Annotated in this window: 23 protein-coding genes; 11 read left to right on the top strand and 12 right to left on the bottom strand. The window is 71.9% G+C overall.

Translation table 11 applies throughout. From position 1 onward, the window contains the following. Positions 1–77: 77 nt before the first annotated feature. From IO36_RS12320 to IO36_RS12310, 3 genes are all read left to right on the top strand, one after another. Positions 78–1,880, top strand: coding sequence for a DEAD/DEAH box helicase (locus IO36_RS12320; RefSeq protein ID WP_037619240.1), 1,803 nt, complete (start codon positions 78–80; stop codon positions 1,878–1,880). A gap of 503 nt (positions 1,881–2,383) precedes the next feature. Continuing rightward, positions 2,384–3,025, top strand: a complete 642-nt coding sequence (locus tag IO36_RS12315) for an IclR family transcriptional regulator (RefSeq protein ID WP_037619239.1) — start codon at positions 2,384–2,386, stop codon at positions 3,023–3,025. Between the two features lie 88 nt (positions 3,026–3,113). After that, positions 3,114–3,902 (top strand): YlbL family protein, encoded by a 789-nt coding sequence (locus IO36_RS12310; RefSeq protein WP_037619237.1) that lies wholly within the window; start codon positions 3,114–3,116, stop codon positions 3,900–3,902. Positions 3,903–3,936: 34 nt separating this feature from the next. On the opposite strand, the gene IO36_RS12305 is transcribed toward IO36_RS12310, so the two are convergent. From IO36_RS12305 to IO36_RS12275, 7 genes are all read right to left on the bottom strand, one after another. Then, positions 3,937–4,128 carry a hypothetical protein gene (locus IO36_RS12305; protein ID WP_037619235.1) on the bottom strand — a complete coding sequence of 64 codons (192 nt, stop codon included), beginning with the start codon at positions 4,126–4,128 and terminating at the stop codon, positions 3,937–3,939. Between the two features lie 137 nt (positions 4,129–4,265). Next, the gene (locus IO36_RS12300; protein ID WP_078943131.1) at positions 4,266–4,955 is read right to left on the bottom strand and encodes an ArsR/SmtB family transcription factor; all 690 of its coding nucleotides are present in this window, start codon (positions 4,953–4,955) and stop codon (positions 4,266–4,268) included. A gap of 77 nt (positions 4,956–5,032) precedes the next feature. Further along, positions 5,033–6,001 (bottom strand): glycine betaine ABC transporter substrate-binding protein, encoded by a 969-nt coding sequence (locus IO36_RS12295; protein WP_037619233.1) that lies wholly within the window; start codon positions 5,999–6,001, stop codon positions 5,033–5,035. Next, a complete protein-coding gene (locus IO36_RS12290) occupies positions 5,998–6,867 on the bottom strand; it encodes an ABC transporter permease (RefSeq protein ID WP_037619231.1) in 870 nt (289 codons plus the stop codon). Before IO36_RS12290 ends, IO36_RS12295 begins: the two co-directional genes overlap by 4 nt. Further along, positions 6,864–8,171 carry a betaine/proline/choline family ABC transporter ATP-binding protein gene (locus IO36_RS12285; RefSeq protein ID WP_037619228.1) on the bottom strand — a complete coding sequence of 436 codons (1,308 nt, stop codon included), beginning with the start codon at positions 8,169–8,171 and terminating at the stop codon, positions 6,864–6,866. Before IO36_RS12285 ends, IO36_RS12290 begins: the two co-directional genes overlap by 4 nt. Next, positions 8,164–8,811: an ABC transporter permease gene (locus IO36_RS12280; RefSeq protein ID WP_037619227.1), complete on the bottom strand. Its 648-nt coding sequence runs from the start codon at positions 8,809–8,811 to the stop codon at positions 8,164–8,166. Before IO36_RS12280 ends, IO36_RS12285 begins: the two co-directional genes overlap by 8 nt. 21 nt (positions 8,812–8,832) lie before the next feature. Further along, positions 8,833–9,303, bottom strand: a complete 471-nt coding sequence (locus IO36_RS12275) for an Lrp/AsnC family transcriptional regulator (RefSeq protein ID WP_037619495.1) — start codon at positions 9,301–9,303, stop codon at positions 8,833–8,835. 122 nt (positions 9,304–9,425) lie between these two features. On the opposite strand from IO36_RS12275, the gene hppD reads away from it, so the two are divergent. Continuing rightward, the gene (hppD, locus tag IO36_RS12270; RefSeq protein WP_037619225.1) at positions 9,426–10,571 is read left to right on the top strand and encodes a 4-hydroxyphenylpyruvate dioxygenase; all 1,146 of its coding nucleotides are present in this window, start codon (positions 9,426–9,428) and stop codon (positions 10,569–10,571) included. Positions 10,572–10,625: 54 nt separating this feature from the next. On the opposite strand, the gene IO36_RS12265 is transcribed toward hppD, so the two are convergent. After that, entirely contained in the window at positions 10,626–12,434 is a 1,809-nt protein-coding gene (locus IO36_RS12265; protein WP_063764846.1) for a tetratricopeptide repeat protein, read from the bottom strand. Between the two features lie 92 nt (positions 12,435–12,526). Between IO36_RS12265 and IO36_RS12260 the strand changes: the two genes are divergently transcribed. After that, the gene (locus IO36_RS12260; protein ID WP_037619223.1) at positions 12,527–13,942 is read left to right on the top strand and encodes an FAD-binding oxidoreductase; all 1,416 of its coding nucleotides are present in this window, start codon (positions 12,527–12,529) and stop codon (positions 13,940–13,942) included. Between the two features lie 174 nt (positions 13,943–14,116). On the opposite strand, the gene IO36_RS12255 is transcribed toward IO36_RS12260, so the two are convergent. Beyond that, positions 14,117–14,629 carry an SsgA family sporulation/cell division regulator gene (locus tag IO36_RS12255; RefSeq protein ID WP_037619221.1) on the bottom strand — a complete coding sequence of 171 codons (513 nt, stop codon included), beginning with the start codon at positions 14,627–14,629 and terminating at the stop codon, positions 14,117–14,119. A 315-nt stretch (positions 14,630–14,944) separates the two neighbouring features. Here IO36_RS12255 and IO36_RS12250 point away from each other — a divergent pair, with 315 nt between their 5' ends. After that, a complete protein-coding gene (locus IO36_RS12250) occupies positions 14,945–16,891 on the top strand; it encodes an RDD family protein (protein ID WP_051900327.1) in 1,947 nt (648 codons plus the stop codon). A gap of 63 nt (positions 16,892–16,954) precedes the next feature. Continuing rightward, positions 16,955–17,692: an RDD family protein gene (locus IO36_RS12245; RefSeq protein WP_037619217.1), complete on the top strand. Its 738-nt coding sequence runs from the start codon at positions 16,955–16,957 to the stop codon at positions 17,690–17,692. Positions 17,693–17,872: 180 nt separating this feature from the next. On the opposite strand, the gene IO36_RS12240 is transcribed toward IO36_RS12245, so the two are convergent. Beyond that, positions 17,873–18,163, bottom strand: a complete 291-nt coding sequence (locus tag IO36_RS12240; RefSeq protein WP_037619216.1) for a hypothetical protein — start codon at positions 18,161–18,163, stop codon at positions 17,873–17,875. Positions 18,164–18,600: 437 nt separating this feature from the next. On the opposite strand from IO36_RS12240, the gene IO36_RS12235 reads away from it, so the two are divergent. Together IO36_RS12235 and IO36_RS12230 are read left to right on the top strand one after the other, a co-directional pair. Continuing rightward, on the top strand, positions 18,601–20,955 hold the full coding sequence (locus tag IO36_RS12235) for an immune inhibitor A domain-containing protein (RefSeq protein WP_037619214.1): 2,355 nt from the start codon (positions 18,601–18,603) through the stop codon (positions 20,953–20,955). Positions 20,956–21,087: 132 nt separating this feature from the next. Then, entirely contained in the window at positions 21,088–21,423 is a 336-nt protein-coding gene (locus IO36_RS12230; protein WP_037619213.1) for a hypothetical protein, read from the top strand. A 133-nt stretch (positions 21,424–21,556) separates the two neighbouring features. On the opposite strand, the gene IO36_RS12225 is transcribed toward IO36_RS12230, so the two are convergent. After that, positions 21,557–22,141, bottom strand: coding sequence for an isochorismatase family protein (locus IO36_RS12225; protein ID WP_037619211.1), 585 nt, complete (start codon positions 22,139–22,141; stop codon positions 21,557–21,559). 206 nt (positions 22,142–22,347) lie between these two features. After that, positions 22,348–23,676 (bottom strand): nicotinate phosphoribosyltransferase, encoded by a 1,329-nt coding sequence (locus IO36_RS12220; protein ID WP_037619209.1) that lies wholly within the window; start codon positions 23,674–23,676, stop codon positions 22,348–22,350. 119 nt (positions 23,677–23,795) lie between these two features. Between IO36_RS12220 and clpS the strand changes: the two genes are divergently transcribed. Both clpS and IO36_RS12210 read left to right on the top strand, forming a co-directional pair. Beyond that, positions 23,796–24,113 (top strand): ATP-dependent Clp protease adapter ClpS, encoded by a 318-nt coding sequence (gene clpS / locus IO36_RS12215; protein ID WP_037619207.1) that lies wholly within the window; start codon positions 23,796–23,798, stop codon positions 24,111–24,113. A gap of 53 nt (positions 24,114–24,166) precedes the next feature. Then, positions 24,167–24,772: a DUF2017 domain-containing protein gene (locus IO36_RS12210; protein WP_037619205.1), complete on the top strand. Its 606-nt coding sequence runs from the start codon at positions 24,167–24,169 to the stop codon at positions 24,770–24,772. Positions 24,773–24,928 lie beyond the last annotated feature (156 nt).

Here is a 24,928-nt window from a genome sequence, read left to right as displayed (position 1 = left end):
CGCGCGCCTCCCGTCACGCACCCCGACGCGCCGCGCACGGACCCGGACGCTCCCAATCGACACCCAGACCGGAGACCGTGACTACCACCGCCGCCAGCACCTCCTCGCACACCCACCATCTCTCGCCCGCCTTCCCCGGCCGGGCCCCCTGGGGCACCGCCAACAAGCTGCGCGCCTGGCAGCAGGGGGCGATGGAGCGGTACATCCGGGAGCAGCCGCGTGACTTCCTCGCCGTGGCGACGCCCGGCGCCGGAAAGACGACGTTCGCGCTGACCCTCGCGTCCTGGCTGCTGCACCACCACGTCGTGCAGCAGGTGACCGTCGTCGCGCCGACCGAGCACCTGAAGAAGCAGTGGGCCGAGGCGGCCGCGCGGATAGGGATCAAGCTCGACCCCGAGTACAGCGCGGGGCCCCTGAGCAAGGAGTACCAGGGCGTCGCCGTCACGTACGCCGGTGTCGGCGTGCGCCCGATGCTGCACCGCAACCGCTCCGAGCAGCGCAAGACCCTCGTCATCCTCGACGAGATCCACCACGCCGGTGACAGCAAGTCCTGGGGCGAGGCCTGCCTGGAGGCGTTCGAGCCCGCCACCCGTCGGCTCGCGCTGACCGGTACGCCCTTCCGGTCCGACACCAACCCCATCCCCTTCGTCACGTACGAGGAGGGCAACGACGGCATCCGGCGGTCCTCGGCCGACTACACCTACGGCTACGGCAACGCGCTGGCCGACCACGTCGTGCGGCCGGTGATCTTCCTGTCCTACAGCGGCAACATGCGCTGGCGCACCAAGGCGGGCGACGAGATCGCCGCCCGGCTCGGCGAGCCGATGACCAAGGACGCGATCAGCCAGGCCTGGCGCACCGCGCTCGACCCGCGCGGCGAGTGGATGCCGAGCGTGCTGCGCGCCGCCGACCAGCGCCTCACCGAGGTCCGCAAGGGCATCCCCGACGCCGGTGCGCTCGTCATCGCCTCGGACCAGGACTCCGCGCGCGCGTACGCCAAGCTGATCCGCGAGATCACCGGCACCAAGGCCACCCTCGTGCTGTCGGACGACACCGGTGCCTCGAAGCGGATCGACGACTTCTCCGCGAGCACCGACCGGTGGATGGTCGCCGTCCGCATGGTGTCCGAGGGCGTCGACGTCCCCCGCCTGGCCGTCGGCGTCTACGCCACCACCATCTCCACCCCCCTGTTCTTCGCCCAGGCCGTCGGCCGTTTCGTGCGCTCCCGCCGGCGCGGCGAGACCGCGTCCGTGTTCCTCCCTACGGTCCCCGACCTCCTCACCTTCGCCAACGAGATGGAGGTCGAGCGCGACCACGCCCTCGACAAGCCCAAGAAGGAGGGCGAGGAGGACCCGTACGCCGAGTCCGAGAAGGAGATGGAGGAGGCGAACAAGGAGCAGGACGAGGACACCGGCGAGCAGGAGCAGTTCTCCTTCGAGGCGCTGGAGTCCGAGGCCGTCTTCGACCGCGTCCTCTACGACGGCGCCGAGTTCGGCATGCAGGCCCACCCGGGAAGCGCGGAGGAGCAGGACTACCTCGGCATCCCCGGGCTCCTCGAACCCGACCAGGTGCAGCTGCTGCTCCAGAAGCGGCAGGCCCGGCAGATCGCGCACAGCCGTAAGAAGCCGGACGAGGAGGCGGACCTCCTCGAACTCCCCGCCGAGCGCCGCCCGGTGGTCTCCCACAAGGAGATGCTGGAACTGCGCAAGCAGCTCAACACCATGGTCGGCGCGTACGTCCACCAGAGCGGCAAGCCGCACGGCGTGATCCACACCGAGCTGCGCCGTGTCTGCGGCGGCCCGCCGAGCGCGGAGGCCACGGCCGGACAGCTCCGGCAGCGGATCGCCAAGGTGCAGGAGTGGGCCACCCGGATGCGGTGACGCCCCTACGACGGAGCGTGCCGGCGCGGGGCGCCCGCCGGGAACCGGGGAGCGGTCCCGGGGCGTCCTCGTGCGGGGGTGACATGGCGGAGCCATGACCTTTTCGGGCGGCGGTATCCGGAATCCGTCCCGCCGGACGCGTGTGCCCGGTCGAGGGGGCGTCCGAGGCTCCGGCGGGCTTGCGCAGGGGCCCGTGCGCGGTGCGCGCGAGCGGTGCGCACCCGGTGCGCACGCCCCGCGTTCCGGGACAAACGGAATCACTTCGCATCCACGGATGCCCGGATTCTGGACAAAGGCTTCCGCTGAGCGGACCGGCTCGCTACTGTCCGGCTACGCACACGCCCCGTGGCAGCGCCGCCGCGGAGCGCAGCCGTGAAGCCACTGCGGCCCGGGAAGAGCCCGGGGCGTCGGCCGACCGGCGGCCTCTGTAGCGCGTCGCCGACGGGACTCGGTGCCGCCCGCCGTCCAGGGGCCGTCGACCTCACCACTAAGGAGTGGGCGTCGTGACCGCGGAGACCTCTCAGACGCTCGACCGGGGACTGCGGGTCCTCAAGCTGCTCGCCGACACCGATCACGGGCTGACCGTCACCGAGCTCTCGAACAAGCTGGGCGTCAACCGGACCGTGGTGTACCGGTTGCTCGCCACCCTGGAGCAGCACGCCCTGGTACGCCGTGACCTGGGCGGCCGTGCCCGGGTCGGGCTCGGTGTGCTGCGCCTGGGCCGCCAGGTGCATCCGCTGGTCCGCGAGGCCGCGCTGCCCGCGCTGCGGGCGCTGGCCGAGGACATAGGCGCGACGGCCCATCTGACGCTGGTCGACGGCACCGAGGCGCTCGCCGTCGCCGTCGTCGAGCCGACCTGGACGGACTACCACGTGGCCTACCGCGCCGGTTTCCGGCACGCCCTGGACCGGGGCGCCGCGGGCCGGGCGATCCTCGCCGCCCGCCGCGCGCCGGCGGTGGAGCCCGGCTACACGCTCACCCACGGAGAGCTGGAGGCGGGCGCGTGCGGTGCCGCGGCACCGCTGATCGGGGTGACGGGGGTCGAGGGCAGCGTGGGCGTGGTCATGCTGGCGGACGCCGTGCCGGAGCGGGTCGGCCCGCGCGTGGTCGACGCGGCTCGCGAAGTGGCGGACGCCCTGCGCTGACCGGTCCGGGAACCGGGGCCGGGGGCCGGTGCACGGGCCGGGGGACCTGTACGGAGGTTCCGGCGGGCGGTGACGTTAGATTGACCCCGTGCTCTCTCGCCTCACGCGCCCCAAGGCCGTCGCCGTCTGCGCCCTCCCCGTCGTGGCCCTCCTCGCCACGGCGGTGTTCGCGCCGCTGCCCTTCTCCCTGGCGCAGCCCGGCCTGACGGCGAACGTCCTCGGCGAGAACAAGGGCGAGCCGGTGATCACCATCAGCGGGGCGCCCACCCGGAGGACGAGCGGCCAGCTGCGGATGACGACGATCGAGGCCACCGGCCCGGACGCCAGCGTCTCCCTCGGCGACGTGCTCAGCGCCTGGTTCGCCACCGACAAGGCCGTGATGCCCCGCGACTCGGTCTACCCGAGCGGCGGCAGCGTCAAGGAGATCGAGCAGCACAACGCGAACGAGATGAAGGAGTCCCAGGACAGCGCCACCCAGGCGGCCCTGGGGTATCTGCACGAGAAGGGCGACGTCAAGGTCACGCTCAAGCTCGCCGACGTCGGCGGACCGAGCGCCGGACTGCTCTTCTCGCTCGGGATCATCGACAAGCTGGACGGCGACGGCAGCGGGGGCGACCTCACGGGCGGCCGGGTCGTCGCGGGTACGGGGACGATCGACGCCGACGGCAAGGTGGGAGCGGTCGGCGGTGTGAGTCTCAAGACCCAGGCGGCCCACCGTGACGGCGCGACCGTGTTCCTGGTGCCGAAGGCGGAGTGCTCGGACGCCAAGGCGGAGCTGCCGAAGAACCTCCGGCTGATCCCGGTGACGAACCTCGACGGAGCGGTGAACGCCCTGGTGGCCCTGGAGAAGAACAAGGGCTCGGTCCCGAGCTGCTAGCGGGCGGCCTTCCCGGCCCCCTGGGGTGCGGCCGTCAGCAGGCGGCGGCGACGGCGGTCCGCGGCGCGGAGGCCAGCCGGAGGCCGACCTCCACCAGCGTCCAGCCGAGGCGGGCGCGCAGCCGACGGGTGTCCGCGGCCTCGGTGGTGAGGCGGTACGCGTCCGCCTCGGCGCGCAGGTCGGCGGCGCGGACGTGCTGGAGCTGGAGGTGGGTCTCGGGATGCATGGCGGTGACCTCTCTTCGGTGTGATCGAGCCGGTGGTGGTGCGGGTCGAGCGGTGCGAACGGGTCGTGCGGGCCGCGCGGGCCGGCCGGACGGGCCGGCCCGCGACGGGTGAATCGGGTGGATCGCCGTGCGGTCCGTCAGTCCGAGGACTGCGGGAAGGCGTGCGTGTGGAAGCGCACCTGTTCCGCCTCGGGGTCGTCCTCGGGACGTTCGAGGGCGCAGTAGCTGTCGAGCAGGTCGTGCATCTTCTGGATCAGCTCACGGGACTGCTCCGGCGTCAGACGGATCGTGAAGTCGCTCATGTCGGTGGCGCGGGTCCAGCTCTCCGGCCAGTCGTGCCGGGTGCCGAGCCAGGTCGACAGCTCCCGTGCGTGGGTGGTGGCCACCTCGTGCAGGAACACGTCGGCCGCGCCCCGTACCGCCGGGTCCGGGTTCTCGAGCAGGTCCTCGCCGAAGTCGATCCCCTGGTCGACCGCCCGCCACCAGCGCTCGCGCCCCTTGCCCCGCTCGGGGGCGTCCTCGACGAAGCCGTGGGCGGCGAGCTGGCGCAGGTGGTAACTGGTCGCTCCGCTGGACTCGCCCAGCCGCTCGGCGAGCATCGACGCGGTGGCCGGCCCCTGACGGCGCAGGCTGCTCAGCAGCTCCATCCGCAGGGGGTGGGCGATCCCGCGCAGTGAACGCGCGTCCAGACGGCGGTGCTTCGGGGGCTCGGGCGGCTCCGGAGCCGATGGCGGCTCCGGCGGGTGCGGGGGGCCCGGAACCTCCGGCGGACCGGGGATTCTGTCCGGGACCGGCGGTTCGGGGGGAAGCGGTGGCTGCTCCTTCATGAGTACAAAGATAGCGTTGCAAAGACTTCCTTGCAACGGTTTCTTTGTAACTCTGCTCCCGCCTCCCGTGAGCCCGTTCAGTCCTGCTGCACGAGCCCCTCCGACGTCATCCAGTCCAGCGCCACCTCGTGCGGGTCCTGGCCCTGGACGTCCACCTTCGCGTTGAGGTCCTGCGCCACCGTGTTGTTCAGCCGCTTCGTCACCGGGTCGATGACCTCCGCGATCTGCGGATACTTCTTCAGGGCCTTGGAGTTGATCACCGGGGCCGCGTTGTAGTTGGGGAAGAACTTCTTGTCGTCCTTCATCACCACCAGGTTCATGGACTTGATGCGTCCGTCGGTGGTGAACACCTCCCCGTAGGTGCAACTCCCCTTCGCCACCTGGGTGTAGATGATCCCGGTGTCCATCTGCGTGATGTTCTTCGCGGGGATGTGCATCCCGTACGCCTTCTCCATGCCCGGCAGTCCGTCGGCCCGGTTGGCGAACTCGCTCTCCACGCACAGGGTGACGGCGCTCGGGTCCGACTTCGACAGCGCGGCCACCCCGGACAGCGTCGTCGTGCCGTACTTCTTGTAGTTGGCCTGGTTCATCGCGAGCGCGTAGGTGTTGTTCAGGGCCGACGGGGGCAGCCAGGTCACCCCGTTCTTCGGGTCGGCGTCATGCACCGCCTGCCACTGCTTCTGCGGGTCCGGGATCGGCTCGCTGTTGCCGAGGTATGTGATCCACGCGGTGCCCGTGTACTCGTACATGGCGTCCGCGTCCCCGTTCTTGATGGCCTCGCGCGCGCCGATCGATCCCTGGATGCCCGTGCGGTCGATCACCTTCGCGCCCGCCGCCTGGAACGCGATGCCCATGATCGCGCCGAGGATCAGCTGCTCGGTGAACTCCTTCGACGCCACCGTGAGCGTCGCGCCCTTGAGCGGCTCGCCCTTCCCGATCGTCCCCGGCTTCACGTTGTCCGTCATGGGGGAACCACTGGTCAGACCGCACGCGCAGGCCAGTACGAGGACGGCGGCCAGCGCCGCGTGGGCGCGCGCCCCTCTCATGTGCCCACCTCCAGCCCGCGCGGCCGCAGCAGCAGTTCCGCCAGCGACGCCAGCCAGTCGACGAGCAGCGCGAGCGCGACCGTGAGGATCGCGCCGAGGACCAGGACCGGCATGCGCTGGGTGGTGATGCCGGTGGTGATCAGCACCCCGAGACCACCGCCCCCGCCGAACGTGGCCAGCGTCGCGGTGCCCACGTTCAGGACCAGCGCCGTCCGGACACCCGCGAGGATCAGCGGTACGGCGAGCGGGAGTTCGACCCGGGTGAGCACCCCCAGCGGGGACATGCCGATGCCGCGGGCCGCCTCCAGCAGCGTCGGGTCGTTGGCCTTCAGACCCGTGATCGTGTTGGAGAGCACCGGCAGGATCGCGTAGATCGTGATGCCGATCAGCGCCGACTTCTCCCCGGTGCCGAGCCAGATCACCAGCAGGGCCAGCAGACCGATCGCCGGGGTCGCCTGGCCCATGTTGGCGATCGTCATCGCGAGCGGGGTGAACTTGCGGAACGCCTTGCGGGTCAGCAGGATCCCCAGCGGGATCGCGATGATCAGCACGAAGAACGTGGAGATCACCGTCAGCTGGATGTGCTGCCACAGGGCCTTGGACACCTGGCCGTTCGACAGGGCGTTCCGGGAGATCGCGTCGAGGTCGGCCTGCTGGAACCAGATCCAGGTGCCCAGCAGCAGGGCGACCAGCACGGCGGGCAGGAAGGTCAGCTTCTGCCAGCTGATCCGCCGCCTCGGGGCCGTCAGCGCCGGCGGCGGCACCTCCCGCTCCGTGCCCTCGCCCTCGCTGTCGTCGCGGAAGGCGACGCCCCGGACCTCGTGCTCGCCCTCGGGACGCCGGGAGGCGGGCGGCGGGGTGCTCACGCCTTCGCCTCCCCGCCGTCGACGCCCTCCTGCTCGAACTGGGTCTGATGGGCGCGCGCCTCCCTCAGCTCGTGCTGGTGCTCCATGGCCTCCAGCCGGTCCGCCTCCAGCAGTTCGTGCACGGAGTTCATCAGCGTCTCCATGTCGACCACCCCGGTGTACTCGCCGCGCCGCCCGGTGACCGGCACCCGCCCCGAGTTGTCGGTGAGCACCGCCTCCAGGGCGTCGCGCAGGGTGCCGTCCCGGGTCACCGTGTCGTGCACCAGCGTGCCCGCCCGCGCGAGCGAGCCCTTGGCCCGCATCAGATCCCCGCGCCGCAGCCACTTGTAGGGGCGGCGCCGCTTGTCGAGCAGCAGGATCTCGTTCGTCCCGCTGGAACGCAGCTTGCCGAAGATCTCCTGGAGCGGGTCGTCGACGGTGACCGTCGGATAGTCCCTGATCTCGACGTCCCGTACGCGGCTGAGGTTGAGCCGTTTCAGCGCGGCGCCCGCGCCCACGAAGCCCGACACGAAGTCGTCGGCCGGGTTGGTGAGGATCGCCTCCGGGGTGTCGAACTGCGCGATGTGGGAGTGCTCGCGCAGCACCGCGATCCGGTCGCCGAGCTTGATGGCCTCGTCGAAGTCGTGGGTCACGAAGACGATCGTCTTGTGGAGCTCGTGCTGGAGGCGGATCAGCTCGTCCTGGAGGTGGTCGCGGGTGATCGGGTCCACCGCACCGAACGGCTCGTCCATCAGCAGCACGGGCGGGTCCGCCGCCAGCGCCCGCGCCACGCCCACGCGCTGCTGCTGGCCGCCGGAGAGCTGGCGCGGGTAGCGGCCCTGGAACTCGCCGGGGTCGAGCCCCACCAGGTCCAGCATCTCCTCGACCCGGGCCGTGGTCCGCGCCTTCGGCCAGCCGACCATCCGGGGCACCAGCGCGATGTTCTGGGCGACCGTCATGTGCGGGAAGAGCCCGGAGGACTGGATCGCGTACCCGACCTTGCGGCGCAGCTTCACCGGGTCCATGTCGGTGACGTCCTCGCCGCCGATCCGGATGCGGCCGCCGCTCGGCTCGATCAGCCGGTTGATCATCTTCAGCGTGGTCGACTTGCCGCAGCCGGACGGTCCGACGAAGACGACCAGTTCACCCGCCTTGATCTCCATGTTGACGCTGTCGACGGCCGCGTCGCGGCTGCCCGGGTAGCGCTTGGTGAGGTTCTCCAGCTCGATGGTGGCGCCCGTGGTGGACTTCGCGGCGGTGTCTCCGGCACCGGCGGCGCCCCCGGCCGGCGCGGCGCCCCCGGCCGTCCTCGCGGTCTCAGGCACGGATCCCCCTCGGAATGGTCAGCCGCCCCAGCAGGACGTACCCGGCGTCGAAGAGCAGCGCGAGGATGATGATCCCGACCGTGCCCGCGAGCACCTGGTTGAGCGCGTTCTTGCTGCCCAGCGAGCTGATGCCGCGGAAGATCTCGTTGCCGAGGCCCGGCCCGGAGGCGTAGGCCGCGATGGCCGCGATGCCCATCAGCATCTGGGTGGCGATCCGGATGCCGGTCAGGATCGGCGGCCAGGCCAGCGGCAGTTCGACCCGCAGCAGACGGGCCGCCCGCGACATCCCGATGCCCCGGGCCGCGTCGACCAGCGAGGGGTCGACACCGCGCAGGCCGACGATCGAGTTGCGCACGATCGGCAGCAGCCCGTACAGCGTCAGGGCGATCACGGTCGGCGGGACGCCCAGGCCGACGATGGGGATCAGCAGACCGATCATGGCCAGCGAGGGAATCGTCAGGATGGCGGAGGTCGTGGTGGTGGCGAGGTTGCCGGCCCAGTCGCTGCGGTAGGTGACGACACCGATCAGCACGCCGATGACGGTCGCCACGACCATGCACTGGAAGACGGCGCTGGCGTGTTGGTAGGCGTCCGTGAGCAGCTGTTCGTGGCGGCTGCTCAGGTATTGCCAGAAATTCACGCCCTCACCCCGCTCCTCGCATCAGCGCTCGGTCGCCGCCTGCTCCACGAGCGGGATGATCCGCAAGGGGACCGGGTTCTCCATGACGATCGCCGTGGAGGCCCGGACGATGCCATCAAAACCGACAACCCGGTCGATCACACGTTGGAGATCGGCGTTGGAGCGGGCCACCAGCCGGCACAGCATGTCCCCGCTGCCCGTCGTCGTGTGCAGCTCCAGCACCTCGGGCACGGTGGTCAAGTGGGCCCGAACGTCCGCGCCTTGTCCCTGCCGGATCTGGAGCGTGGCGAACGCCGTGACCGGATAGCCGAGCGCGGCCGGGTCGACCTGCGGACCGAAGCCCCGGATGACTCCGTTCGACTGAAGACGGTCCAGCCGTGCCTGCACGGTCCCCCGCGCCACCCCGAGCCGCCGTGACATCTCCAGGACACCGATGCGCGGCTCCTTCGCCAGCAGCACGAGCAGCCGCCCGTCCAGATGATCGATCGCCATGCGTCCCTCCGAGATGGTCATCATGTACAGAAAGCCCGGCCGTCCGGGCCAGCCACTGCGCATATTGTCCAGCCGACAGGCGAACTATTGCGCACCTTGCGGAACGGAGGGAGCCTGCGGCCATGACGCAGACCACACACGACACTCCCGACACCGCCCGGCAGGCCGATCCCTTCCCGGTCAAGGGAATGGACGCGGTCGTCTTCGCCGTCGGCAACGCCAAGCAGGCCGCCCACTACTACTCCACGGCCTTCGGCATGCGGCTCGTCGCGTACTCCGGACCGGAGAACGGCAGCCGCGAGACGGCGTCGTACGTCCTCGAGAACGGCTCGGCGCGCTTCGTGTTCACCTCGGTGATCAAGCCCGCCACCGCCTGGGGCCACTTCCTGGCCGAGCACGTGGCGGAGCACGGCGACGGCGTCGTCGACCTCGCCATCGAGGTCCCGGACGCCCGCGCCGCCCACGCGTACGCCGTCGAGCACGGCGCCCGTTCGATCGCCGAGCCGTACGAGCTGAAGGACGAGAACGGCACGGTCGTCCTCGCCGTCATCGCCACGTACGGCAAGACCCGCCACACGCTCGTCGAGCGCTCCGGCTACGACGGCCCCTACCTGCCCGGGTACGTGGCCGCCGCCCCGATCGTCGAGCCGCCCGCGAAGCGCACCTTCCAGGCCATCGACCACTGCGTGGGCAACGTCGAGCTCGGCCGCATGAACGAGTGGGTCGGCTTCTACAACAAGGTCATGGGCTTCACGAACATGAAGGAGTTCGTGGGCGACGACATCGCGACCGAGTACAGCGCCCTGATGTCGAAGGTCGTCGCCGACGGCACGCTCAAGGTCAAGTTCCCGATCAACGAGCCCGCCATCGCCAAGAAGAAGTCCCAGATCGACGAGTACCTGGAGTTCTACGGCGGCGCCGGTGTCCAGCACATCGCGCTGAACACGAACGACATCGTCGCGACCGTGCGGGCCATGCGCGCGGCCGGTGTCCAGTTCCTCGACACCCCCGACTCCTACTACGACACGCTCGGCGAGTGGGCCGGCGACACCCGTGTCCCCGTCGACACCCTGCGCGAGCTGAAGATCCTCGTCGACCGTGACGAGGACGGCTATCTGCTCCAGATCTTCACCAAGCCGGTCCAGGACCGTCCGACCGTCTTCTTCGAGATGATCGAGCGGCACGGCTCGATGGGCTTCGGCAAGGGCAACTTCAAGGCCCTGTTCGAGGCGATCGAGCGCGAGCAGGAGAAGCGCGGCAACCTCTGACGCCGCCGGACCGGCCTTCGCCGAAGGCCGGTCCCACTCCCGCGGGTGCGGGGCTCAGCGCGGCGCGGTCCGTTCCGGCGCGTTCGGCGCGGACGCCGTGCCGGGGGAGGCGGGGGCCGCGCCCGGGGCCGGAGCGGCCGCCGAGCCCGACGGCCCCGTGGACCCCGCGGCGGCCGTGTCGCCGGAGCCCTCGGCCGACCGGGACGCGTCGGAGCGGACGCCGGGCCGGCCCGCGCCGTCGGCGCCGTCGGTGCGATCGGTGCTCTCGGATCCCCCTGGGGCCACCGAACCGCCGGGGTCCGCCGAACCCCCCGGGTCCGCCGAACCCCCCGGGTCCGCCGAACCCTCCGCGGTCTGCGCGTCCTCCGACTCCTCCGGCGGGCCACCGGCCGGCGGCTCGCCCAGCGCCGTCAGGGCCTCCCTCGCCGCGGGTGCCAGCAGCGGCGAGAAGTACGGGTTGATCCGCAGCGCCTCCGCGAGATGCCGGCGGGCCGGACCCGACAGTCCGAGATCCCGTTCGATCTGCCCCCGGTGATACGCGTACAGCGCACTGCGCACACCGCCCCCGTGCTCCGCGTCCGTGGCCCGCACCGCGAACCCCAGGGCCTCCCGGTCGTTCCCGGCGCGGTGCAGCGCCCAGCCCAGCGCGTCCGCCACCGCGATACCGGGCTGCCGCCGCCACTCGGCCCGCAACGCCGTCACCGCCGCCTGCGGGTCGCCGTGATCCGCCTCGAACAGCCCGGCGACCGGTTCGTCGTCCACGCCCGCGGCGCCGTCCCGCCGCACCAGGTCCCGCAGCAGGCCGTACTGCGCCCGCGCGTCCGCGCCGAGCCGGAGCGTGTCGTACAGCTCGCCCAGCTCCAGCGCGTAGCGCGGCACCGGCCGCTTCGCGAGCGCCGCCCGGTACGCGCGCAGCGCCTCCGTCGTGCGCCCCAGCGCCGCCAGCGCGCGCCCCTGCCCGGCCAGCGCGTCGTACGCGCCGGCGTCCGTGCTCGTCGCGGCCCGGTAGTGGTCCAGGGCGTCCCGGACGTCGCCGCGCTCCCAGGCGAGATCCCCGGCCTGGGTGAGCAGGGCCGCCTGTTCGGCCGGGCCGGCCGCAGCCGCCGCGGCGTCCGAGAGCACCGCCGCCGCGTCCTCGCGCCGGCCGCGGTCCCGGTACACCCGCGCCGCGACGGACCGCGCCGCCGGACCGGGCCGCAGCTCCAGCAGCCGGGCCAGCGTCCTGTCCACGGCCTTGTAGTCACCGAGCCCGGAGTACGCGTCGATCAGCGCCGGATACGTCGTCCACCGCTTCGGCGCCAGCTTCGACGCCTCCTCGCCCCACCGCTTCGCGGCCCGGAAGTCGCCCCGCGCGCCGGCCAGTGACGCGAGCCCCTCCAGCGCCGCCACGTTGCCCTCGGGCCGCACCCGCAGCGAGGTGCGCAGCGCCCGCTCCGCCTTCGGGTAGTACGCGGCCGCCGCCGTCCGCCGTGCCCGCTCCGTGTACGCGGCGCCCAGCACCGCCCACGACGCGTCGTCCCCGGGACGGGCCCGCACCCGGGCCTCGCGGTCGCCGATGAGCGCGGCGAGATCGGGCAGCGCCGCCGGCACCCCCGCTCCCACCGCGCCCGCCGCCCGCGCCACCGGACCCGGCGCGCCCCGCGGCGCCCCGCCCCGGTCCGTCGAGGGCAGCAGCACCAGCGCGCCGCCGAGCACGGCACAGCCGGCCGCGGCCGCGATCAGCGAGCGACGACGGGTGAGCGGGGAGCGGCGCGGGCCGGAGGGCCCCGGGGGCGGACCGCCGACGGGCTCCCCGGGCCGCGGACCGGGCGGCACCGCGCGTCCGGCCCCGGCGGACACCGGCTCTCGCTCTTCGATCTCCATGCCGCTCACTGTGCGTCAATACGAAGACCATCCCGCGGCACGCGAAGCGTCCACCGGATGGGGTTCACACCGATGGCCCCGGGTGCGACGCTGTGATCATGAGCCGTATCGAAGCCCCGCGCGACGAGGACACGGAGACGACCGGCAGCCTCCGCGACCGCCTGCTGACCGGTCTGCCGGCCGAGGCCGTCCTCACCGATCCGGACGTCACGGCCTCCTACGCCAACGACATGGCGAGCTTCTGCGACGCGGGCACGCCCGCCGTGGTCGTCCTGCCGCGCACGGTCGAGCAGGTCCAGCACGTCATGCGCGTCGCGACCGAGCTGCGCGTGCCCGTCGTCCCGCAGGGCGCCCGCACCGGGCTGTCCGGCGCGGCCAACGCCAGCGACGGCTGCGTGGTCCTGTCCCTGGTGAAGATGGACCGGATCCTGGAGATCAACCCGGTCGACCGCATCGCCGTCGTCGAACCCGGCGTCGTCAACGCGGCGCTCTCCCGCGCCGTCGGCGAACACGGCCTGTACTACCCGCCGGACCCCTCCAGCTGGGAGACCTGCACCATCGGCGGCAACATCGGCACGGCCTCCGGCGGCCTGTGCTGCGTGAAGTACGGGGTCACCGCCGAGTACGTCCTCGGCCTGGACGTCGTCCTCGCCGACGGGCGGCTGATGTCCACCGGGCGCCGCACCGCCAAGGGCGTCGCCGGCTACGACCTCACCCGCCTCTTCGTGGGCTCCGAGGGATCGCTCGGCATCGTCGTGCGCGCCGTCCTCGCGCTGAAGCCGCAGCCGCCGGCCCAGCTCGTCCTGGCGGCCGAGTTCGCCTCGGCCCGGGCCGCCTGCGACGCCGTGTGCAGGATCATGGAGGGCGGCCACGTCCCCTCCCTGCTCGAACTGATGGACCGTACGACCGTCAAGGCCGTCAACGACCTCGCGCACATGGGTCTCCCGGAGACCACCGAGGCACTGCTGCTCGCCGCGTTCGACACCCACGACCCGGCGGCCGACCTCGCCCTCGTGGGCGCTCTGTGCGAGGCCGCCGGAGCGACCCAGGTGGTTCCCGCCGAGGACGCGGCCGAGTCCGAACTGCTGCTCCAGGCACGGCGGTTGTCGCTGACCGCGCTGGAGGCGGTCAAGGGCACCACGATGATCGACGACGTGTGCGTGCCGCGCTCCCGGCTCGGCGACATGCTCGACGGCATCGAGCGCGTCGCCGAGAAGTACGCCCTGACGATCGGCGTCTGCGCCCACGCGGGCGACGGCAACACGCACCCCACCGTCTGCTTCGACGCGGCAGATCCCGACGAGTCCCGGCGCGCCCGCGAGTCCTTCGACGAGATCATGGCCCTCGGCCTGGAACTGGGCGGCACGATCACCGGCGAGCACGGTGTGGGCGTGCTGAAGAAGGAATGGCTGGCCCGTGAGATCGGCCCGGTGGGACTGGAGATGCAGCGGGCCATCAAGACGGCGTTCGACCCGTTGGGCCTGCTGAACCCGGGCAAGCTGTTCTGAACCACCGGGACCGGCGATGCCGGGCCCGCGGTTGCGAGCCGCCGGACCGGTGATCAGCCGCCCGCCCGCCCGCGGCCGGGGCCCGCAGGGCCGCTGACGGTCCGCCGCCCGTCGACCCGCCCGCGGCCGCGCAGGCCGCTGACGGTCCGTCCGTCCGTCGGCCCGTCGGCCCCGTCAGGACTGCTCGCCGTCCGCCGACTCGTCCGACGGCCACGGGTCGCGCAGCCACAGGTCGTCGGGGGACGGGGCTCCCGTCTGGTCGAGCGAGGCCGAGAGCCTCGGCGCGAGCAGGTCCGCGAGCCCGGCGTCGATGCCGAGCTGTCCCGCCTCGGTGCCCGGCGGGACCGCCCTCAGGGTGCGCTCCAGCCAGGCGGTGACCTGCGCGGCGGGCGCCTCGAGCAGCGCGTCCCCGTCCGGCGAGCTCAGCGCCATCAGCACGACGCTCCGGCCGCCGACCTTCGTCGGCCACACCCGCACGTCACCGTGGCCGCACGGCCGGAACACCCCCTCGACGAGCAGCTCGCGGGCGAAGGTCCACTGGACGGGATGGTCCGATCCGACGTGGAAGACGATGCGGACGGCGTACGGGTCGTCGGCGCGGTAACTCAGTCGCGCCGGCACCGGGATGCTGTGTTCGGGCGACAGGACGAGATGAAGCTCCAGTTCGCGTTCCACCACGGTGTGCATGTCGGTGCTCTTCCTTTCGTCGCACGGGCTCCCGAGGACGGGCTCGTACGAGTGGAGAGCGCCTCGCGCCGGGACCATTACGCGGGTTCGGAGAAAACTTTTCCCGCCGTCCTCCGGGCCATGCCTGCCTCCGTGCCGCCCCCGCGCCGGCCCCTCGCGGTCACCTGCCGTCCGGCCCGCCGGACGTCCCGTCGCGAGGGCGGGCGCAACCTTGCCCGAAAGGATTGGGTACGGCGGGACCGGCCGTGACACGTGCGCCGGTCTGGTAGATGTGGACCTCCCACACGACCCCCGAGCAGATACGGGACGACGGACATGAGCGCCCCAACCCCGGCCCCTGGTGACGACAGGCCCCGCGAAGGGTATTACCCGGACCCCTCCATCCCTGGATACGTCCGGTACTGGAACGGTGCCGCCTGGGTGCCGGGCACGAGCCGCCCGGCACCGTCCGCGGGCGAGGCGCTCTCCCCTCCGGCCGCCGTGCGCCCCGCGCAGGTGCCCGCCCCGGCGTCGTCCCCCGAGTTCTCGGCCTCCCGCGGCCGGACCGGTGTCCCCGCCGCGGAGGAGACCGGTCCGCACTTCTTCGACGAGGACCCGCAGCCCTCCTCCTCCGCTCCCGACCCCGTCGCCGCTCCCGACCCCGCCGAGTCCCAGCACGGCAGCCGGCCCGAACCCGCCGCCTCGTGGGGCGCTGACCGCTCCCGGCAGTCGGGCTTCGGCGGCGACCAGGACCGCCGGATCTCGTGGGGCGCGCCCCGGGCGTCCGGTCCGCAGGACCCGCGTGCCGCGGGAGCCGCCGACCCGGTGAACCGGCCCGACGGGGCGTCGGCGCGGGCGGACGGCACGGCGACGATCCCGCCCGCCGAATCCGCCGTCCGGCCCCCGGCGCCCGCGGGGCCCGTGGTCTTCCGCCGTCCCACGGGGCCGGTGCCGTCCACGGGCCCGGAGGGCGCCGACGGTACGGGCCTTGCGGGAGAGGCGAGTTCGTCCGGAGCCGACGTGTGGGGCGCTGTCGGAACCGGTGCCCCCGCCGCTACGGACCCCGTTTCCGACGGCGGCGACCCGGCGTTCCGTGCGCCCTCCCCGCGTACGGAGCGGCAGGACGGGGGCACGGCTCCGGCGCGTGCGCCGGGCGTGCCCGCGACCCCGGCCGCCGACGGTTTCGGCCCCGCACCGGCCGCTCCCGGACCGTCCGCCGCGTCCGCCACGCCCGGCACGCCCGGGGGAGCGGCGGGCGGCGGCAGCGGAGCCGGGACGGCCGCACCGGCCGCCGGTGGTTTCGGTCCCGCGCCGGTCGTGCCGGGTCCTTCCCCCGCGTCCACCACCCCCGCCGGTTCGTCCGCGGCCCCGGCCGGCGGCGGTTTCGGCTCCGCGCCCGGCCACTCCGCCGCGCCCGCCGGTTCGTCTGCCGGCCTCGTGGGAGCCGTACCGGCCACTCCCGTTTCGTCCGCCGCGGCCGCCGCACCCGCAACACCCGGTGCACCCGCGGATCCAGCCGCGCCCGAGGCGTCGGCAGCCGCCGCCACCGGGGCCGCACCGGACCCGGCCCCCGCCGCGCAGGCGTCCGCCGTCCAGGCCGCTCCCGCGTCCGCCGTCCCCCAACAGCCGGGCGGTTCCGCCCCCGTGACCTCCGGGTCCGGCGGTGGCCAGCCCTCCTGGGCGCAGCAGGTGCACCAGCTCGCCGGCGATCCGGCCGAGGACGGGACGAGGGTGGCGCCGTGGAAGCCGCCCGTCGACGACGTGTTCCAGGCGGCCGCGCGCCGGCAGGCGGCGGCCCGCCCCTCCGGCCTCGGCCGGCGCCTGGCCGCCCGGCTGGTGGACACCGTCGTCATCGGCGGTGTCACCGCGGCGGCCGCCGTGCCGCTGGGCACCAGGGCGGTCGACCACATCAACGAGAAGATCGACGCCGCCAAACTGTCGGGGGAGAAGGTGACCGTCTGGCTGCTCGACGGCACGACCGCCTCCTGCCTCGGCGCCGTCCTCGCCGTCCTGCTCGTCTTCGGCGTGCTCTACGAAGTCCTGCCCACCGTCAAGTGGGGCCGAACGGCGGGGAAGAAGCTGTGCGGCATCGAGGTCCACGACATCGAGGGCCACGAACCGCCCGGCTTCGGCCGGGCCCTGCTGCGCTGGCTGGTCCTCAGCGTGCCGTGCCTGCTGCTCGTCGGCTTCCTCGGCGTCCTGTGGTGCCTGTTCGACCGGCCCTGGAAGCAGTGCTGGCACGACAAGGCGGCCCACACCTTCGTGGCGGGTCCGGCCAGGTAACCCCGTCCCCCGGACGGCCCTTCGCCGGATGCGGAGCCGGGGGGTTCGCGGTCGACTCGGGCCATGAGCAGCGAACCGCCGCCCCCGGGTTCCGGGGGGCCACCGGACGACGACCCGTTCAAGAAGCAGCCCCCGCCCGGCGGGGGCACGGGCTCCCCGTACGACCCGCCGCCCGCGTCCGGCGGCGGTTCCCCCTACGACCCGCCGCCCCCCTCGGGCGACCGGACCCCGCCGTACGGCAGCGAACCGCCCCCGTTCGGCGGCGGACCCCACGGACAGGGCGGCGGCCCGTACCCGGGAGGCGGCGATCCCTACGGCGGTGGCGGCCCGTACGGCGGCGACCCGCTCGCCGGCATGCCTCCGCTCGCGGACAGCGGCAAGCGGGTGCTGGCCAGGATCCTGGACATGATCCTCGTGGGCGTCGTGGTGTGGCTGCTGTCCTGGGCGTTCGGGGTCACCGAGTACAACATGGACTCGAACAAGATCGAGTACAGCAAGTCGCTCGGGCAGTCACTGGTGGCCGCCGTGCTCTACGTCTCCTACGACACCGTGATGATCAGCAAGACGGGCCAGACCCTCGGCAAGCGGCTGTTCAACCACCGGGTCGCCAACCTCGACAACGGATCCACCCCCTCCGTGCAGACCTCCCTGGTCCGCGCCCTGGTCCTGTGGATCCCGTTCGCGTTCTGCTGCGCCTGCATCTGGACCGCGATCGCGGGCGGTTGGAGCTTCTTCGACAAGCCCTACAAGCAGGGTCTGCACGACAAGGCGGCGAAGACGGTGGTGGTCGACACCGGCTGACGGCCGGTACGGCGGCTCTCCCGGCGGTGGGAGCGGCAGCGGACGCGGAAACGGCGGGCCCGTGGTTCACGGGCCCGCCGTTTTTGCGTGCGAGGTCGTAGGTCGTGGCGTCCGGGGTGCCGGCGCGGTCCACCGGTCCCGTCGGGGAACCGGAGCACGCGCGGGCCGGTGCACCCGGCTTCAGGGCCCCGCGGGTTCGCGCACCGGCTCGGGTGTGGAGGAGGCGGAGGCGGCGGACACGGAGGCGGTCTCGCGCTGCGCCGGCACGCGCTCGCGGACGACGGCGGCGGCCGGCGCGGGCTTCGGCAGCGGGACCGTCATGGCCACCAGCAGTCCGAGAGCGAGCGCCGAGAGGGCGATCAGCACGATCCCCAGACTCGAACTCGTCTGTGACAGCAGCAGCATGGCGAGTGTGGAGAAGATCACGGTGCAGGAACCGTAGGCGAGCTGTGCGGCGGTCGGACGAGGCATGGCAATCGTGTCCTCGGATGGGGGTTCTCCCCCCGGTGCCTCTCGCGATGGGGGAGGTGCGGATAGATGTCGGGGTGGAGACAACGGTGTCGACGTGGTGTCCGCCGGCTTCCGACGTCCGCCAATCGACTCTATTCGCCTGCATGCCCGACTGGAACGTCCGGTAAGCGTGACCTTACCCACGGTGCCGGTGCACAGGGGGCGCACGGAGTCATCGCGTCCATCAAGTGGACGTTCGAGCGCGCCTGTTGAGGCGTTTCCGGTGCGTCCGTAATCCGAACGCAGGCTCCGCATAATGCACTTGCCAGGTTCAAGTCAAGATCTGTTTTTTCTTTGGTAACTCCGGTCAAATGACGTCACTTGAATCGCGTAGACGCGTGCGGACCTCCATGACCCGGAACCCCCTCCGCGCGAACGTGCGCGGGGGAGGACATCAAGTGACCAACAGACCATGGACGTTCAGAGCGGCCGCGGTGGGCGTAGCCTTCGCGGCGGCCACCGCCACGTTCTCGACGTACGCCGTCGCGCAGGCCGACTCGGCCGCCGCGTCCCCGGTCGTGGACCGCCACGACCCCCAGCCGGTCCGCAACACGGTCGACCACGACCTCGACGGCCCGCTGAGCAAGACCCAGAACGCCCAGCGCCAGGAGGCGCTGAACCAGGTCATCTCCGGCGACGCCAAGGTGCAGAAGCGCCACGGCTCGCAGGTCGTGCAGCTCAAGAGCAAGAAGGGCAGCTCGAAGTACGTCGAGCTCGGCCGCGAGAAGACCGACAAGATCTTCACGATCCTGGTGGAGTTCGGCGACAAGACCGACCCCAAGTTCGGTGGCACCGCCGGCCCCGCGCACAACCAGATAGCCGCGCCGGACCGTGCGAAGGACAACAGCACGGCCTGGCAGGCGGACTACAACCAGAAGCACTTCCAGAACCTCTACTTCGGCACCGGCAAGAACACCGAGTCGATGAAGAAGTTCTACGAGACGCAGTCCTCGGGCCGCTACTCGGTCGACGGCGAGGTCGCCGACTGGGTCAAGGTGCCGTACAACGAGGCGCGTTACGGCAACAACGCCTGCGGCAGCACCAACTGCCCGAGCGTGTGGAACGTCGTCAAGGACGGCGTCACCGCCTGGGTCGCGCAGCAGAAGGCGGCCGGCAAGTCCGACGCGGCCATCAAGGCGGACCTGGCCCAGTTCGACCAGTGGGACCGCTACGACTACGACGGCGACGGCAACTTCAACGAGCCGGACGGCTACATCGACCACTTCCAGATCGTGCACGCCGGTGAGGACGAGTCCGCCGGTGGCGGCGTCCAGGGCAAGGACGCGATCTGGGCCCACCGCTGGTACGCCTTCGGCACCGACGCCGGTGCCACGGGTCCCGCGGACAACAAGCTCGGTGGCGCGCAGATCGGCGACTCCGGCATCTGGGTCGGCGACTACACCATCCAGCCGGAGAACGGCGGACTCGGCGTCTTCGCCCACGAGTACGGCCACGACCTCGGTCTGCCGGACCACTACGACACCGCCGGCGGCGACAACTCCACCGGTTTCTGGACCCTGATGTCCTCCGGTTCGTGGCTCGGCACCGGCAAGCAGTCCATCGGTGACCTCCCCGGCGACTTCAACGCCTGGGACAAGCTGCAGCTCGGCTGGCTGAACTACGACACCGCCAAGGCCGGCAAGCAGTCCACGCACAAGCTGGGCGTCGCCGAGTACAACACCTGGAACAAGCAGGCGCTCGTCGTCAACCTGCCGGACAAGGACGTCACGACCACGGTCGTCAACCCCGCGCAGGGCTCGTCCCAGTGGTGGAGCGGCAGCGGCGACAACCTGAAGAACACGCTGACCCGGTCCGTGGACCTCACGGGCAAGTCCTCGGCGAAGCTGACCCTCGACGGCTGGTACGACATCGAGGCGAACTACGACTACCTGTACACCGAGGTCTCGACCGACGGCGGCGCCAACTGGACCGCCCTGGACGGCACGGTGGACGGCGCGGCCATCCCGCGCGACGGCAGCGACAAGCCCGTCCTGACCGGAACGGTCGACGCGTACAAGAAGCTCGTGTACCCGCTCGACGCCTACGCGGGCAAGAAGATCGACATCCGCTTCCGCTACCAGAGCGACGGCGGCGTGGCGCTCAAGGGCTTCGCGGCCGACGAGATCAGCGTGACCGCCGACGGCACCGCGCTGTTCACGGACAACGCCGAGACGGCCGACCCCGCTTGGACCGCCGCGGGCTTCTCGCGCATCGGTGCCTCGTTCACCAAGGCCTACGCGCAGTACTACCTCGCGGAGAACCGCCAGTACGTGTCGTACGACAAGACCCTCAAGGTCGGCCCGTACAACTTCGGCTTCTCGACGACCCGTCCGGACTGGGTGGAGCACTACCCGTACCAGACCGGCCTGTTGATCTGGAAGTGGGACACCTCGCAGGCGGACAACAACACCAGCCAGCACCCGGGTGTCGGCCTCGCGCTTCCGGTCGACTCGCACCCGAAGGCCCTGTGGTGGGACAACGGCACGCTGATGCGCAACCGCATCCAGGCCTACGACTCGCCCTTCAGCCTGTACCGCACGGGCGGCATCACGCTGCACAGCGCGGACGTCGCCACGAAGATCCCGTCGTCGAAGGGCGTCTCGGTCTTCAACGACCACACCAGTGACTACTACGACAACCGGAACCCCACCGGTGGCGTGAAGATCACTGACACCAACACCAAGATCGAGATCGTCAAGCAGGCCAAGGACGGCTCCTCGATCTCGCTCAAGGTCGGCCCCGCGGTCAAGTAATTGGAATAACCGCAGGTCAGAAGCGTATCGGCGGCAACCCCTGGCGGGTTGCCGCCGATCGTGTTTAGGTGCCTCCTGTGCCCGGCTTATTGACACCGACATCGACACCGACTCACACGGGGGTGTGACCGCATGGCCGCAGGAGGTTTCTGCAGACTGCCCAACGGCAGCGTCGTCGTGGCGCTGAACCTGCCCAGCCCGGCGGGTCCGGCGGGCGGCTGCCTGCGGTTCCTGGTCCGCGCCCCGAACCGTGCCCGCGCCCTGACCCGGCTGCGGAACCTCGGCCTGCGGGCCGTCTACCTGCGGGGCAACGCCGCCCCGCCGACCCCCGACGAGATCACCGCCGTCCTGCACCATCCCGACGGGCTCATATGGCGCACGGCCCCCGAGAGCGGGTGCACCGAGCTCAGCCAGGAGCTGTGGCACCCCGTGCGGACCCTGCTCAGACGCCCGGCGCCGCTGTCCTGACCCTGTTCCGGAGCCCCGTGCCGCTGTCCTGACCCTGCCCGGACGCCCCGCGTCGCTGTTCCGACCCGGTTCGGACGGCCCGCGCCCCCGTCCTGACCCCGGCCGGGGCCGTGCGGCGCCCGGGGGACCGCCCTCAGACGACCGGCTTGCCCGTGAGCTCGACCCCGGCGGCGCGCAGCTCCTCCAGGGCCCGCTGCGTCGTCTCCTCGGCCACGCCGGCCGTCAGGTCCAGCAGGACGTTCGTGCGGAAGCCCTGCCGGGCCGCGTCCAGGGCGGTGGCCTTCACACAGTGGTCGGTCGCGATGCCGACCACGTCCACCTCGCCGATCTCGCGGGCGCGCAGCCAGTCGCCGAGGGCCACCCCGTTCTCGTCGGCGCCCTCGAAGCCGCTGTACGCCGCCGCGTAGGCGCCCTTGTCGAAGACCGCGTCGATCGCGCCGGAGGCGACGGCCGGGGCGAAGTTCGGGTGGAAGCCCACGCCCTCGGTGCCGGCCACGCAGTGCGCGGGCCAGGAGTGCACGTAGTCGGGGTTGTCGGCGAAGTGGCCGCCGGGGGCGATGTGCAGATCGCGGGTGGCCACGACGTGCCGGTAGCCGGCGGGGGCCTGCCCGATCAGCTCCGTGACGGCGGCGGCCACGTCGGCGCCCCCGGCCACCGCGAGGCTGCCCCCCTCGCAGAAGTCGTTCTGCACGTCTACGACGATCAAGGCGCGGCGCATGGGCGGTGTCCTTCGGCTATGGGTGCGGCAGACAAGGGTGCGGGCCCGGCCGTTGAACTTCCGAGCCTAGAGAATTCCGGGGTGGTGCGGGAGGGGGTATTCGGCTTCGGCGGCCCGCGGGGGCACGCTGCCGTTGCATTCCCGCTCACCGAGGGTTCATGCGCGGTGCCACCCCGGCACCACCCGCACCACCCGTCCCGGGCGTATCAGACGTATTCGGTGGGGATCACCGGCTCGCCGCGCGAGAGCTGCGTCGCCGACAGCGGCAGCCGGGCGCGGGCCTCCGCGTGCCGGTCGCGTACGACGTCGAGCGACTCACGGGACAGGACCTGGCCCCCCTTGACCAGCTGGACCAGGAGCTGCCGGTCGGCCAGCTCGGGCGGCACCGGTCCGACGCCGACGACCTCGGCCTCCGCGACCCCCTGGGCGTCCAGGCGGCGCGCGGCCCACTTGCGGCCGCCGACGGACGTCTTGCCGCCCGTGGACTTCTTGGCCACCGGCTCCAGCGGAGCCTTCGGGTCGGCGGACTCGGCGCGGGCGACCAGCTTGTAGACCATCGAGCACGTCGGATGGCCGGATCCCGTCACCAGCTGGGTGCCGACGCCGTACGCGTCCACGGGCGCCGCCGCGAGCGAGGCGATGGCGTACTCGTCGAGGTCGGAGGTGACGACGATCTTCGTCCCGGTCGCGCCCAGCTCGTCCAGCTGCCGGCGCACCCGGTGGGCGACGAGCAGCAGGTCGCCGGAGTCGATGCGCACCGCGCCGAGGTCCGTCCCGGCGACCTCGACGGCCGTGCGGACCGCCTCGGCGACGTCGTAGGTGTCCACGAGCAGGGTGGTGCCCCGGCCCAGCGAGTCCACCTGGGCCCGGAAGGCGTCCCGCTCGTGGTCGTGCAGGAGGGTGAAGGCGTGCGCGGAGGTGCCCACGGTCGGGATGCCGTAGCGGAAGCCCGCGGCCAGGTCGGAGGTGCTGGTGAAGCCGCCGAGGTAGGCGGCCCGCGAGGCGGCGACCGCCGCGAGCTCGTGGGTGCGCCGGGCGCCCATCTCGATCAGCGGCCGCTCGCCCGCGGCGGAGGACATCCGGGAGGCGGCCGCCGCGATCGCGGAGTCGTGGTTGAGGATCGAGAGGATCACCGTCTCCAGGAGCACGCACTCCGCGAAGCTGCCCTCGACGCGCAGCAGCGGAGAGCCCGGGAAGTACACCTCGCCCTCGGGGTAGCCCCAGATGTCGCCGCCGAAGCGGTAGGAGGCGAGCCACTCCAGGGTCGGTTCGTCCACGATCCCGCGTTCGCGCAGGAAACCGAGGACGTCCGCGTCGAACCGGAAGTTCTCGACGGCGTCCAGGACACGCCCGGTGCCCGCGACCACTCCGTAGCGCCGCCCCTCGGGCAGCCTGCGGGTGAAGACCTCGAAGACCGAGCGCCGCTCGGCCGTCCCGGCCGCGAGCGCGGCCTGCAGCATCGTCAGCTCGTACTGGTCGGTGAAGAGCGCCGTAGAGGGGACATCCACCGGCAGCCCAAGGTCCGCTGTGTTCATGGCAGGGATCGTACCCCCATTTCGTCAGTTTGACGATTTCTCGTGCGGGTGGCGGTTCCCGGGTCCCTGAACCGCCGCCCGGGGGTCCGTTTATGCGGGTGACCCCCCGGGGTGGGAGCATGGGCGATGTGACGGCTCCCGCACCTCTAGAGATCGAGAAGACCGAGTCGGCGGAGGAGGTCTTCGCCGTACCCGAGCCGGACGTCCCCTGGGTCACGATCGTCCACAACGACCCGGTCAACCTCATGAGCTATGTGACGTATGTCTTCCAGACGTACTTCGGCTACTCCAAGGACAAGGCCACCAAGCTGATGATGGACGTCCACCACAAGGGCCGGGCCGTCGTCTCCAGCGGCACGCGCGAGGAGATGGAGCGCGACGTGCAGGCCATGCACGGCTACGGTCTGTGGGCCACCCTTCAGCAGGACCGGAAGTAGCCGGCCCCCTGTCCACCGACCGCCCGCAGGACCGGAAGTAGCGAACTCACTCCATGCCAGGACACTTCGAACCGCTCCCCGGCGGCGGCGCGGCCGTCGCGCTCGACGAGGTCGAGATCTCCATCATCCGCTCCCTCGCCGTCCAGCTCCTGGAGCTCATCGGTCCCGGCCCCGCGGAGAACGCCTCCGCCGACCCGCTCGCCGAGCTGTTCGCCGAGGGCCCGAGCGAGCCGCCGAGCGACCCCGTGCTCAGGCGCCTGTTCCCCGACGCCTACAGCGGCCCCGGCGTCGAGGCCGCCACGCCCGAGCAGGCCGAGGAGCAGCAGGCCCACTCCGCCGAGTTCCGCCGCTTCACCGAGAACGACCTGCGCGCCGGCAAGCGCGAGAACGCCCTCGCCGTCATCCGCTCGCTGGACGCGCTGACGCCCGGCGGCGACGGCGGAGCGGTCCTGGAGCTGACCACGGGGCAGTCCGAGCAGTGGCTGCGTGCCCTGAACGACCTGCGCCTGGCGATCGGTTCACGGCTCGACGTCGTCGACGAGGAGGACACCGACCTCCTCTACCGCCTGCCCGACGAGGACCCGCGCAAGCCGATGGTGATGGCCTACCTGTGGCTGGGGGGCCTCCAGGAGACCCTCGTCGCCACCCTTATGCCCTGATCCATCCGGATCCGTCCTCCGGCACACCTGTCTGTGTGTTCGCTCAGAGGACGCTCAAATCCGCATAACGATCGCGTCACCGCAACCGCGTCCTTTGGGGCGCGGTTCGACGTTTTGTCCGGTTCTTCCTGTGGTCTGCGCAACACGAGCCTCGAT

Origin of the sequence: Streptomyces aureus (assembly GCF_000725495.1) — a bacterium.
GTDB lineage: Bacteria > Actinomycetota > Actinomycetes > Streptomycetales > Streptomycetaceae > Streptomyces > Streptomyces aureus_B.
The sequence above is the reverse complement of the archived record's forward strand: the minus strand, read 5'-3'. Positions and strand labels throughout refer to the sequence as shown.